This is a genomic window from Serratia sp. TSO36 (assembly GCF_057808395.1).
In genome coordinates this window covers 30704-44491 of the sequence record NZ_JBJZOU010000027.1, presented here as the reverse complement: position 1 = coordinate 44491, position 13788 = coordinate 30704, and the positions used below count along the sequence as shown (strand labels likewise).

At 50.9% G+C, this 13788-nt stretch carries 5 protein-coding genes; all 5 read left to right on the top strand.

What is annotated here, in order from left to right:
* Positions 1-33: 33 nt before the first annotated feature.
* Positions 34-1833 (top strand): non-ribosomal peptide synthetase, encoded by a 1800-nt coding sequence (locus ACK3CV_RS23860; RefSeq protein WP_049195620.1) that lies wholly within the window; start codon positions 34-36, stop codon positions 1831-1833.
* A 39-nt stretch (positions 1834-1872) separates the two neighbouring features.
* A complete protein-coding gene (locus ACK3CV_RS23855) occupies positions 1873-7368 on the top strand; it encodes a type I polyketide synthase (protein ID WP_049195621.1) in 5496 nt (1831 codons plus the stop codon).
* Positions 7369-7445: 77 nt separating this feature from the next.
* Positions 7446-11519: a non-ribosomal peptide synthetase gene (locus ACK3CV_RS23850; protein ID WP_164040137.1), complete on the top strand. Its 4074-nt coding sequence runs from the start codon at positions 7446-7448 to the stop codon at positions 11517-11519.
* Positions 11516-13111 (top strand): MDR family MFS transporter, encoded by a 1596-nt coding sequence (locus ACK3CV_RS23845; protein ID WP_065424452.1) that lies wholly within the window; start codon positions 11516-11518, stop codon positions 13109-13111. The genes ACK3CV_RS23850 and ACK3CV_RS23845 overlap by 4 nt, the downstream gene beginning before the upstream one ends.
* Positions 13108-13731 carry a hypothetical protein gene (locus tag ACK3CV_RS23840; protein ID WP_033636363.1) on the top strand — a complete coding sequence of 208 codons (624 nt, stop codon included), beginning with the start codon at positions 13108-13110 and terminating at the stop codon, positions 13729-13731. The genes ACK3CV_RS23845 and ACK3CV_RS23840 overlap by 4 nt, the downstream gene beginning before the upstream one ends.
* Positions 13732-13788: the final 57 nt, after the last annotated feature.

Here is a 13788-nt window from a genome sequence, read left to right as displayed (position 1 = left end):
CAAACAATACAATATAAATTAGAGGTTCAGATCATGGTATCTGAAGATATTATTCATGCTAGATTTAAATGGCAGAGTAATGCTACGCCGGATTTGGTGGCGTTGCGATGTGATAATAACGCACTGACCTATCAAAAACTGGACCAATATACGGATGCATTGGCGGAGCGATTAATTAGTCATGGGATAAAACCAGGGGATATCGTCGGCGTTTACCTTAATAAGGGAATGGATCTGGTTATCAGTTTATTAGGAATACTCAAGGCAGGCGCCTGCTATTTGCCATTGGACCCATATTATCCTGTTAACCGTCTGGCATACATGATTGACCATGCTGGTACGAGACTGGTCATTACGAGCGGTGTTCTGGATCAGGCGTTGAAAGACGCCTCCCAGCGTTGCGAATGGTTGGACATCACGCGCCTGGACCTCACTTTACCTTTGGCATCGGCTTTGCCGAAAGTCAGTGGGTCCAATCTCTGTTATGTCATGTATACGTCCGGATCAACCGGTAAGCCGAAGGGGGTGATGGTCAGTCATCGCACGGTTGTACAGTATTTGAAATGGATGCAGGCTGCGTTCAATCTGTGCCAGCATGATGTGGTACTGAACCAATCCAGCTTCAGTTTCGATGTTTCTGTCTGGGAAATATTTTGGCCTTTGATGACTGGCGCAAGCTGCGCGCTGATCGATGAGGAAATGAAATATGATCCCCTGCTAATGGCAAATTTCATTCGCCGCCACCGGGTTACCGTTGCCCAATTTGTACCCACTGCGTTACGCATTATCGTTGATGCCGATGTGGTGGGCGATTGTCGAACTTTAACGCATATTTTCGCCGGTGGCGAAGCGCTGCCGCAGAGTTTGGTCGACGATTTGAGCCGTCAGTTCTCCGGGCAGATCCACAATCTGTATGGGCCGACGGAAGCGACTATTTTTGCCTGCCATTGGCCGTGCTTGCCAGAGCAGGGAGAGGGCATGGTTCCCATAGGACGGCCGATTCCCCATGCGCGCGCCTATGTGTTGGACAACGCGCTTAAACCTGTTCAGCCCGGAAACTGCGGTGAGCTTTATTTGGGCGGCGACATTCTGGCCAAGGGGTATCTGCATGCTGAAACGTTGACCCTCGAGCGTTTCGTCAAAGATCCTTTTATCCCGGGCGAAAATCATAAAATGTACCGAACCGGCGACTTGGTCAAATGCCTTGATGACAATGTCTTGGAATTTATCGGCAGGGTTGATGATCAGGTAAAAGTTCGTGGGCATCGGATTGAACTGGCTGAAATCGAAATGCATTTGCAGGCTTTGCCCCAGATATCGCATGCCGCCGTTATTGTAGAGTTCAACCAAAATAATAAAATACCAACGCTATCTGCATTTTATGTTTCTCGTCATCAACAGCCTGTTAATGTTCAGGAGGTAAAGAGCGCTTTGGCGAAGTCTCTGCCCTTCTTTATGCTGCCTTCCAGATTTATTTCATTGGATAAGATGCCGATTCATCCAAATGGCAAAGTCGATAAATCTAACCTTAGTTCGCATGAAAATAAAGGAGAGAGAGAGATGGTTGATATAAAAAGCAAGATGAGTTCTGATATAGAAGCGCAAATCATTTCTGTATGGAGAACGATTTTAAAAAACAAGGAGCTGTCAACGAAAGATAATTTCTTTGACGCTGGAGGTAATTCGTTATTGATGTCTAAAGTACACAGGGAAATAAAAGATAAGTTTTCCACGCCCATTACCATTATGGATTTATTCCAATACCCAACCGTACAGATGCTAAGTCAACGCATTGCAGAGAAAAATGCTGAGCTATTAGGAAAAAACAAATAATTTATTAATTTTAATTGTGCTACACATGGTGAGGTAAAGATGAAATATCAAACAACGTGCCGTGATAGGGATATCGCTATCGTGGGAATGTCTGCGCGCTTCCCGGGTGCAGAAGATAAGGCAATGTTCTGGAAAAATCTGCTAGATGGTGTAGAAACGATCAGTACGTTCACTGAAGAGGAGCTTAGAGCCAGCGGCATTGAAGAGGAAATGATCGCCTCGTCAAACTATATTCGTCGCAGAGGCATCTTGGGTAATGCGCAATATTTTGACGCCAATTTCTTCGATATCACACCTCGTGATGCGGAAATTATGGATCCTCAACATCGGGTATTTTTGGAATGCAGCTGGCATGCATTTGAAGATGCGGGTTATGTACCCAGTACCTATCCCGGTAAAGTCGGCGTCTTTGGCGGAACCGGTACTGCGTGGCATTTGAATAAAGTCAATACGCATCCTGATGTGCAAAAGTACGTGAGCGGTGCTTCAGTGGTGACCAATAACGATAAAGATTATGTTACCACCAGGGTGTCGTACAAGCTGAATTTAAAAGGGCCCAGCGTTAATGTGCAAACGGCGTGTTCTACCGCGATGGTCGCCGTGGTGATGGGTATTAATAGTCTGTTGAATGGGGAAAGCGATCTGATAGTCGCCGGTGGCGTTTCCCTCGATACCCCTGAACGCCGTGGCTACCAATACATGCAAGGCGGAATGGAGTCCGCGGATGGGCGTTGTTATGCTTTTGATTCTCGTGCCAATGGCACCGTATTCAGTCGCGGAGCCGGCGTTGTCATATTGAAGCGCTTGAGTGACGCATTGCGTGATGGCGACCATATCTATGCGGTATTGAAAGGCGGGGCGATTAATAATGACGGCAATCTGAAGGCGGGCTATACCGCGCCAAGTATCGAAGGCCAGATTTCGGTGGCGAAACAGGCGTTCGACAACGCGCAGGTTCATCCGGATACCATCAGTTTCGTCGAGGCGCATGGCACCGCGACTGCGTTGGGGGATCCTATCGAGTTCACTTCGCTCAGCCAGACGTTCAGTGAATTTACCGACAGAAAACAATATTGCCGGCTGGGTTCGGTAAAAACGAATATCGGGCATACGGATGCTGCTTCCGGCATGGCGAGCTTAATTAAGGCGTCATTGGCATTGGAGAAAGGGGACCTTCCTGCTTCACTGCATTATATTTCGCCAAATCCCAATATTGCATTTGAAACCAGCCCGTTTGTGATGAATACCGAATTGAGCAAACTGGCGAGTTCTGACGAACCGCATCGTGCATTGGTGAATTCGTTTGGCGTAGGGGGGACGAACGCCTGTGTCATTCTTGAGGCTCCGCCGCGAACGGAGCCAAGCACTCGCCATGATGGCTTGGTTATGTTGCCATTCTCGGCGAAGAGCCGAACTGCGTTGGAAGCGATGAAACAACGTATGCACGATTTCTTGGTTGAAAACAAGGACGTCAATCTTGGCGATGTCGCCTACACGCTACAGGTGGGCCGCCAGCCGTTTGCGCACAGCACGGTCGTCGTAGGGCAGGATCGTGAAACGTTACTGGAGAAATTGAACCAGCCGTCCGCCAATATTTCAACGTTGACGAAAGGCGATAAGGCCGTGGTGTTTATGTTCCCCGGCCAGGGCAACCAATACATCAATATGGCCCGTGAGCTGTACGCCACTTACCCGAAATTCCGCGAAGTGATGGATCGCTGCTGTCGCTATTTGGACCCGATCTTGGGCGTAAATTTATTGTCGATAATTTTCCAAGGCGACGAAGGATTAAGAAAAAACCGTATTAATGAAACCCAGTTTACGCAGCCTGCGCTATTTATTGTCGAATACAGTCTGGCGCAATTATGGATGTCGTGGGGGATCAAACCCGATGCCATGATAGGCCACAGCGTTGGCGAATATGTCGCAGCGTGTATTGCCGGCGTGTTCTCCCTGGAAGATGCGCTGCGCGCGGTGGCGTTACGCGGCAAACTGGTACAAGCGCTGCCGGCTGGCGCAATGCTTGCCGTGCTGATGGATGAAGAGTCGCTGCGTCAGCGGTTACAGGGCGACAAATTGGAGATTGCCGCCGTCAATTACCCGGGGCTCTGCGTGGTCGCCGGCGATTTGGATGAGATTGAGGTATTCCAACGGCAGCTTGAAGACAACAATGTGTTTTGCAAGCATCTGGATACCTCCCATGGCTTCCATTCATACATGATGGAACCGGCATTGCCAGCTTTTAAAGAGGTCATCGACGGCATTGAATTGCACGCCCCAAAAATCCCATTCGTCTCTACGGTGAGTGGCGATTGGATAACCGATGCGCTAGCTACTGACAGCGATTATTGGGTGAGACATGTGCGCAATCCAGTGCTGTTCTCTCACGCATTCAAAACGTTGATGTCTGAAGAACATCAGCATTATATCTTCCTGGAAGTGGGGCCAGGCCGTTCTCTTGAATCGGCCGCGAAGCAGCATTTCAAGGCGGATGAAAGCGCGTTGATTTACTCTTCGCTGCCTACCGCGAAGGATGTGGAATTGACGGGAGAATATTTACTTACCTCGCTGGGATGCCTGTGGGCCAGCGGTGTAACAATCTCCTGGGCTCAATTTTACGGTGATGAACATCGCCGCCGGTTGCCATTGCCGGGCTATCCTTTCGAACGTAAGGAATTCAAGCTGCCGGCGCTGAAGCGAGGAGCCGAAGGAGGACAGAGCGCCAGTTCCGTCAGCGCCCTCAAACGCAAAAAAGCGGATATTGGCGAATGGTTTCACATGCCGGCCTGGAAACGCACCATTCCCGCCAGGTTCATGGCAGGTAGCCGCATCGATCCAGACTCGGAATGTTGGCTGCTGTTCGTGGACGCCATGGTTATCGCCGAACATATTCAAAGGCAGCTGGCGGAAAGCGCACAGCGCGTATTGACCGTCTGGCGCGGCACTCACTATGAGGAGGATGCGGCGAACGGGTGTTACGTTATCGATCCCTCCAAACGCGAAGACTACGTTCGCCTGCTGAAAAGTGTGAAGAACCTGGCGCTGCGTCCCACTCGCATCATTAATATGTGGAACCTTTCTGCCGATAACGGCGCACCGCAGTGCCATGGTGATGGCTATGCGCTGCAGGTCGACGCATTTTACAGCCCTCTTTATTTGCAGCAGGCATTGGTCAGTGAAAACCTGCTGGAAAACCTGCACCTCTTGTTTGTGACCAACAATATTTTCAATGTGACGGAGGAACGGCTGTATTCACCGCAAAAAGCGTTGGTCGTTGGGCCTGCGCGCGTCTTTTATCACGAGTATCCCGAAGTGCGGTGCCACGTTGTGGATGTGGATTTATTCGGCTACACGGCGCCCCATGATTTAGCACAGCAATTGATTGACGAAAGCCATATCGATACGCATGGCAATCTGGTGGCTTATCGCGGGCGCAACCGGTGGGAGGAAGATTATCAGGCCGTTCATCTGAAGCAAGATGATACGGGAATTGCTGCGGAGCTGAAGGATGAGGGTGTCTACCTCATTACCGGTGGTTTGGGCGGACTGGGCATGTTGGTTGCGGGCCATGTGTCAGAGGTCAGCAATGCGACTTTGATCCTGACTTATCGCACTGAGCTGCCGCCGCGCGATCAATGGCAAGCGTGGCTGCAGCAGCATTCGGTGGACGATTCGGTGAGTGAGAAAATCGCGGGGGTTTTACGGCTGGAAGAACGTGGAAACACCGTGCATCTTGCGCAGGTTGATGTCTGCGATTATGCCGGTATGCGCGATGTGCTAGCCGGGTTTACCCGCATAGATGGCGTTTTCCATACCGCGGGGATTGCCGGCGGCGGAATTATTCCGCTGAAAAATGACGCCGATTGTGCTGGCGTGTTGAATCCCAAAGTGAACGGCAGTTTGATTTTGGACGAGCTGCTTAAAGATAAACAGCCTGATTTCTTCATTCTTTTCTCTTCGATCACTTCGATTGTCGGCGATGAGGCGCGCATCGATTATTGCGCGGGCAATGCGTTTATGGACGCTTTCGCCCATTACCGCAACCAGCAACGTTCTGGGCATACGGTTTCTCTCAACTGGGGCAAGTGGGGGGATATCGGTATGGCGGTGCGTTGGAGCAATCATCTGATTGAGCAAAAAAATAGTAAATCCGCACAGTTTGAAGAAGTAGAGGGCGATTTGTTGACGTTGATTGGCCGTGAGGGAATGCAAGAGCGTTATCGGGTCAACCTGGCGGTGCAAAAAGACTGGGTCATTGATGAGCATCGCTTGACGCATCAGCCGTCATTGGTCGGCGCGACGATATTATCGATGCTGTACGAATGGATGAGCCATTTTAAACCTCAAGAGAGATTGCAGGTTAAGAATCTGCTGTTGACGCAACCCGTCATTTATCATCATGCCTGGCCGCGCAACATGCAGTTGCTGGTCACCGCAGAGAGTCATGGTTACAAGTTTAGCCTGCGAAGCAGAGGCCTGTTGGATCTGGCCTGGCAGGAGCATGCGCTGGGTTTAGTCAGCTCAAAAGTGGCTGAGTCAGAGGATGAACCGGCATCGCTTGAGTCTCTTCGCCAGCGCTGTACGAAAGCATTGGCGTACGAGCCGCTGGAGTGCGAGCTGGGCAACGCCAATACTGGCGATGTCTTCCTTTCGCTGAGCCCGCGGTGGGACAACCACCAAGACATTTTGCAAGGGGAAAACGAATGGTTGATGCATAAAGTTATCGGTTCCGATTTCCATGACGATTTTGCGCGCTATCCATTCCACCCGGCGATGATCGACGCCACGGCGATCCGCTGCCTGACTTATATCACCCAGGAAAACTTCCTGCCGATCAGTTACGGCAAAATAACCTACCACGCGCCGCTGGAAACGGATTGCTATGCGCACCTCAAACTGAAGGGGCCGTATCAGCATACGGACAATGCCATTACGATGGATATTGTCTTCCTGTCACATGCCGGCGTGCCGTTATTGACGTTGGAAAATTACACTCTGATTAAAATGACCCAAGTCAATCAGGTGGTGGAGTCGGACGAGAAGGCGGCGCCCGCGGCGGTGAAAGTCAATCTTGCGGACAAGGATATTTTGTTCAATGAAGGGCTCGATGCGCTGAAACGCCAGCTGGCGCATTTGGAATTTGAACAATTGGTTATTGTCACCAGTGACCTTGGGCAACTGATCGATGAGTCTATCCCGGCTCAAAATGAAACCTTATTGGAGAATGAGGAGGAAAAAGCCGCTGATGGCCATGTGCGGCCCGCGTTGTCTGTGGAATATATGGCGCCCGAAAACGACATCGAGAAGGAAATCGTCAAAGTTTGGCAGTCCATCCTCGGTATTTCTGGGATTGGCGTGAACGATAATTTCACTGAACTCGGCGGTAATTCACTGTTGGCGGTTCAGGTTGTGTCGACGGTATCAGGTATTTTTGAAATTGATATTCGCGTCGATCTGTTTTACCAGGAGCAGACCGTTAAAGGATTGTCAAAACTGATCCTTGCTGAGTTGGAAGTATTGCTGCAAGGCGAATAACCCGGCTCCCCCCAGGTGCGAGCCTGGGGGAAACCACGTAGGCAAACATGCCAATCAGGCAAAAGCGGGATTTGATGATGACTAAAATCAGTAGCGCCATGCTCAAATCGTTGAGTTTGGATGAGTTGAAAAAAATTGCCAGGGAGAAGAAAACGCAAGTGGTGTTGGCTTCCGGTAAAATCATCAGAAAACAAGCTGACTCGGCCAGGCGGCACTTCCCTGTGACCGGTTCACAACGCAGTATTTGGGTATTGGATCAGTACCTTGACGACGGTAAGGCGTACAACAATCCTTATGCCGTCACTTGCCGCGTCGAGCATGACATCGACATGGAGGTAGTGAAAAAGGCGCTGACCTTTCTGACGAAAAAGCATGGCATTCTTCGCACCACATTCAACGTGGTGGAGGGCGAACTCTGCCAGTGCGTGAGTGATGAAGTCCTGTTCAATTTCCACTATGACGATATTTTGTCTCTTCCTGAGTACGAGGGTGACGAATGGGTAGAAAACGTTGCGCGTCAGGAAGGACAGCGTTCTTTCGATTTGACTTGTGGGCCACTTTCCTATTGGCGCATGATTAAAACCAATCGACATGAATATGTATTGTTGCTGACGTTTCACCATATTATCTCAGATGGCTGGACGGTCAGCTTGTTCTTTAAAGAGTTCATGGAGATGTATTTCCAAATCCTCCATGGCGAGACACCGCGTACAAACGATTTTCTGCAATTCTCCGACTATGCATTGGCAGAAGAACAGTGGTATGCCACGGCAGAATATCAAAAGGGTTTGGCGTATTGGGCTAAAAAGTTTGATGACGCGCAAGGCCTGCTTGAGATAACGACCGATCGCCCACGGCCAGCTAAAATGAGCACCAAAGGCAGTATGGCAAGCCACACTTTTGATCGGGATTTCACCCAGCGTTTGCAGATGCAGGCTGCACAGCTGGGCGCGACGCCTTTCCACATGATTCTTTCGGCCTATATGCTCTTGTTGCACAAATACAGCAACCAGCAGCAAATCATTATCGGTTGTCCTTTTGCCAATCGTAACCAACCCGAGACTCAGAATATGCTGGGGTTGTTTATGAATACCTTACCCCTGAAACTGGATATCGTTCCAGAGGCGACGTTACGAGAAATCATTGGCGACGTTCGCTCAGAGAGTGAGCAAGCTCAGCTGCACCAGGCTATTCCCCTCAATGATATTCTTGAGGAAATTGGCCATATCCGAAATCCGCAGGTTAATCCGCTTTTTCAGGCGGCGCTGACGTATCAGGTATTTCCTCATTTTCATAACAACACGTTGTTTACCTATAAACCGCTTAAAATCGATTATGGCGTATCCAAACTGGATCTAAACCTGTGGGTTGAAGAAAGCCGCGGTAGTTTACTGTTTACCTTAAACTACAACCCTGATTTGTTTAACCGCAGTACGATAACGCGTATGTTGAGCGATCTGCGCACGGTGTTGGAAACGCTCATCGAACGGCCTCAAATAACCGTGCGCGATCTTTCATTGGTGACTCGCGAGGAACATCGCCACTTGCTGAGCGGGTGTAGACGCTTGCTTGACGCCGTTCCCATGGCGGTTCATCGGCAGTTTGAGCGTCAGGCCGATGCTTTGGATGCCGATTCGGTGGCTGTACGTTGCGATGGCCGTCTTTTGAGCTATCGACAACTGAACGAGCAGGCTAACCGTCTCGCGCACTGTTTGCTGGAACATGGCCTGTTGCCGGGGCAGTCAGTGGCGCTGTTTATGGCCAAAAGCGAATGCTGTGTCGTGGCTCTGCTGGCAATATTGAAAGCAGGGGGATGCTATGTGCCTGTCGATATCACTTTGCCGATGGAACAGGTCGACTTTATTCTGCGGGACGCACAGGCGCGCTTCGTTGTGGTGGATGCCGGATCGCCGGCGGTTTCACAGCCGACAATCTCGATTGACCAGTGCCACGGCGCCGCGCTGAGCACGAATCCCCAATTACTGACAATGCCGACAGACGCTCCCGCTTACATCATTTATACCTCAGGCAGCACCGGTAGGCCAAAAGGCGTCAGGGTCAATCATGTTCAGCTAAGCCGATATTGCCAGGTCATCGCCTCTGTCCTGGATCAACCTGCCGGGGCGCGATATGGCATGTTTTCCGCCTTCACTACCGACTTGGCGCATACCATGCTGTTCCCGGCGCTGATCTACCAGGGACAACTGGAGGTGATAAGCACTCAGCAGCTTAATGATCCGCAGGCATTGTTCTCCTATCTGGAGAGTCATCCCTTGGACTGCATGAAGATCACGCCAACGCACCTGACCGCATTGCTCATGTCACCCCATGCGGGTGCGCTATTGCCACGTCGTCTTTTAGTCTTGGGCGGAGAAAGAGTCCCGACGGCGTTAGTCAAACGCATACGTCAACTGCAGGCTGACTGCCGTGTGGTCAATCACTACGGCCCTACGGAGTGTACCGTCGGTGTGGCGACCTATACCTTGCCGGACGGTTTGCCGGATGAGATGGGCGACTATTTGCCGGTCGGCAAGCCCTTGACCGACAGCCACGTGTTGGTATTGGATCCTTATCAACAGTTAGTCTCTATCGGCCTTCCTGGTGAGATTTATCTTGGCGGCGAGCATGTGGCTGCAGGCTATATCGGCTTAGAGGAGCAGAATCGGGCGAATTTCATCCCGCATCCTTATTTGGCGGGTGAACGCCTTTACCGCACTGGCGACAAAGGGCGCTGGCTGCCGGACGGAAACCTCGAGTTTTTAGGGCGTTTGGATCGCCAGGTGAAAGTGCGGGGCTATCGTGTGGAACTGGCGGAAATCGAGCACGTATTGCAGCAGCAACCGGCGATCGCTCAAGCCGCGGTAAAACAGTGGCTGAACGGTGCGGGCGAGAGCTGGCTGGTGGCGTATTGTTGCGGCGAAGGAAAGGCTCGCAGCGCGGAAGTGCGTGCGTTTTTGCAAAGCAAGGTCCCTCATTACATGCAGCCGGATCAGTGGGTTTGGCTGGACAGCTTGCCGTTAACGGCCGGTGGCAAGGTGGACTATGGTGCTTTGCCGCGCATGAACGATGCCATACCTCAATCGGTGCGAGAGCCGGAAGGGGACGTCGAACAACGCTTATATGCCATTTATTGCCGCGTGCTGCAACGCGAGCGATTGGATACGCGGGATGACTTTTTCGCGCTGGGGGGAAATTCGATTACCGCATTGAAGTTGGTGATCGAAATAAATCAGCATTTTGGCACAACCCTGTCTTTAGGGCAGTTGTTTGAGCACGGCAGTGTCGGCGAGTTGGCGGCCTTTCTGACGCAGGCTGAACGGCAAGTATTATCGCCGTTGGTGATGCTGAATACCGGGGTCGAGGAAGATAAACCGACGCTCTTGATGATTCATCCGGCAGGCGGAAACATCTTGTGTTATTACCCATTAGCGCGTGAGTTGGGGGCCGACTATCCGATCTATGGCCTGCAGGTGGCGAACTTCGGTGAAGATCAGGCCTACAACCACGATATAGAGGTGCTGGCCGCATGCTATCTGCAGCAGGCGCAGGATATTGCGCAACGGCGAAATCTGGTGCTGGGCGGATGGTCCCTGGGGGCGACAATCGCGTTCGAAATGGCGCGCCAACTGCAGCATGCCGACGGGCGAACGCCAACGGTGCTGATACTCGATCAACCTGCTCCTCAGATACAGATTGATCGCGCCGCACAGATGAATGAATTTGAACGGCTTGCATATTTCGCCCGCAAGGTGGAGCGTTTTACCGGTGCGTCATTTGCAATCGCCGCACCTGCGCTGGCAGAGATGTCCGAAGCGCAGCGTTCATTGTTGTTCCTGCAGGAATTCAAGCGCGCAAAATTGGTTCCTGACAATATTAGCGCAACGCAGTTCCAGCATTTTCTGACGATTCTACAGGCGCATATCGCTGCGACAGATAGCTATCAGGGCAAAGAATATGACGGCAGGATCGTGGTTGCGGAGGCGGAGGAGATTCTGCCGGACCGCATTGCACAAGAGATACCCGGACTGGGTTGGGCTCGTCTGGCTCGCGGGGGGATGACGATAATAAGCGCGCCTGGCAATCACATCTCGATGATGAATCCGCCTCAGATAAGCCATACGGCCAGCCAGCTGCGGAAGATATTGTCATGAGCGCCGTTTTGACAACGGCCGCGGTGCCAGCCGAGGACACCAGGGTCTCCAGGCGTGAATGGTGCGCTATTCTCGGAGGATTAATCGGCGGTTTTATGGCGATTTTGGATATCCAAATCGCCAATTCATCCATGAAAGTGATTCAAGGCGCGCTTTCTGCGACGCTGAATGACAGTTCCTGGCTGATGACGTCTTATTTTACCGCAGAGATAGTGGCAATTCCGCTTTGTGGTTGGCTTTGTCAGGCTCTGGGGACCGGGCGTTATGCGCTGTGGTGCATTGCCGGCTTTTTGGGGGCATCGCTGCTGTGTTCTGCCGCATGGAATCTGAGTTCCATGATCGTGTTTAGGGCGCTTCAAGGGTTCAGTGGCGGGGCGCTAATTCCCATTTCATTTCGCTTGATTATTGAGATCCTGCCATTAAAAAAACGGCCGTTGGGCATGTCGCTGTTTAGCATTATAGGGACTTTCGCGCCGGCGGTAGGGCCGGCATTGGGAGGCTGGTTGACGGATAATTTCTCTTGGCACGCCATATTTTATATCAACGCGATACCCGCTTTGTTGTCCTGGGGGTTGATTCACTATGCTTTAAAACACCCTGTTATCGACTGGAATATTATTCGTCGCGGGGACTTTGTCGGCATCATTTCGGTCATGCTGTGTTTGGGCGCGCTTGAGGTGATTTTAGAAAAGGGCGGTGAAGAAAACTGGCTAGAATCGAATATGATATGCGTGTTGGCGGTCATTTCCGCTGTTAGTTTCTTAATATTTATGTATGCCCAATTGACGCATGCCCAGCCGCTTATCAATATTCGCTTATTCCGGGACTACAATTTCTCGTGCGCCATCTTGGTTTTTGCCATGTTGGGCGTCGCTATCTACGGTACGTTATTCTTGGTGCCGTATTACCTGACGATGGTACATGACTACAATGCTTCTGATATCGGTACGGTGGTGATCTGGATGGGGTTTCCTCAGTTAATCATCCTGCCTTTTATCCCGTTGCTTATTCAACGATATAACCAGAAGTATCTAATTTGCATAGGGTTTGTTGGTCTGGCCATCAGTGCCTTTATGGACTGTGCGATGGACGGTGACTTTGCCGGCCCACAGATGGCCTGGTCCATGTTGATCCGCGCATTAGGCCAGCCCTTTATCATGGTGCCGCTTTCCTTGCTGGCTACCCGCAATATTCAGCAAAAAGACAGTGCCTCTTCGGCGGTGTTGATCAATATATTCCGCAGTCTGGGAGGCTCCTGCGGCACTGCCATCTTAAGCACCTTTTTCATCACGCGCATTTATACCCATGTCGACGTCGTTAAGACGTCGTTGGTCTCCGGCAGCAATGCCTTTGCCGGGTATCTCAATGACGTTAAAAGTCTGATGATCGCGCGCGGTTTGGCCGTTGACGTCATGAGTATAAAAAGTACGGCTTTCGCGATACTTGGCAAAAGAATCGCCCGTCAGTCGGAAATCATGGCGTTTAACGATCTGTTTCTGATTATGGGCGGAATGATGTTGGCAACCGCGTTGCTTGTGATGTTCTCTTCTCGCGATTTTCGTTTGCATGTCAAAAAAGAGGGTAAGGAATGAGTCAGCGCTCTATGACGATATGGCACTACCTGATGTCGCGCGATGCTTGCATTACTATCATTACCCCGATCGTGCTTTATAACATCGCCTTTTGGTGGGGAGGCGCGGGTTTCGCATTACTGCTGACGGCTATTTATTCAGGCGCAGTGGAAATATTTAACAAGCGTAGCGGTTCATTGTCGGTGATCGCATTAATTCTGGTTTCAGGCGTTAGTCACTATTTGTATTTACGCGGCTATGCTCCGTTCGCAATCAAGAAAGAAAATGTGTTTCTCGCGGTCAGCGGAGCATCTTCAGTGGTGGTGGTCTTCGGCTTCTATTCTCTGGTAGGCAAGCCAATGATACGTACGCTGGCAGAACAGGCGATGCCAAGGTTGAAAGATATTCCCGTTTACGGTACCGCTCAATACGCAAAAGTGTGGCACGAAGTATCATTGGCGTGGATCTTGGTTTTCCTTCTGAAAGCCGTCGGTGTATATGGCCTGTCAATGCGCGAGGATCTGCCCGTTGACACGATTATTTTTATCTGTGGTTGGCCACTGACTTTGTTGATGGTGTTGTTCAGTTTTTATTGGCCGAAATATCGTTGGACGTCACATTTGCGTAAAAAAGGCCGTTAAATCCTGGCCCACAGGGCTGGCGGTTGCTGATGCCGTAAACATGTATCTACGTAGTTA

Excerpts from the sequence above, each read along its gene's own strand:
- ACK3CV_RS23860 (WP_049195620.1), top strand. The coding sequence starts at position 34 with ATGGTATCTGAAGATATTATTCATGCTAGATTTAAATGGCAGAGTAAT.
- ACK3CV_RS23845 (WP_065424452.1), top strand. The coding sequence starts at position 11,516 with ATGAGCGCCGTTTTGACAACGGCCGCGGTGCCAGCCGAGGACACCAGG.
- ACK3CV_RS23855 (WP_049195621.1), top strand. The coding sequence starts at position 1,873 with ATGAAATATCAAACAACGTGCCGTGATAGGGATATCGCTATCGTGGGA.
- ACK3CV_RS23840 (WP_033636363.1), top strand. The coding sequence starts at position 13,108 with ATGAGTCAGCGCTCTATGACGATATGGCACTACCTGATGTCGCGCGAT.
- ACK3CV_RS23850 (WP_164040137.1), top strand. The coding sequence starts at position 7,446 with ATGACTAAAATCAGTAGCGCCATGCTCAAATCGTTGAGTTTGGATGAG.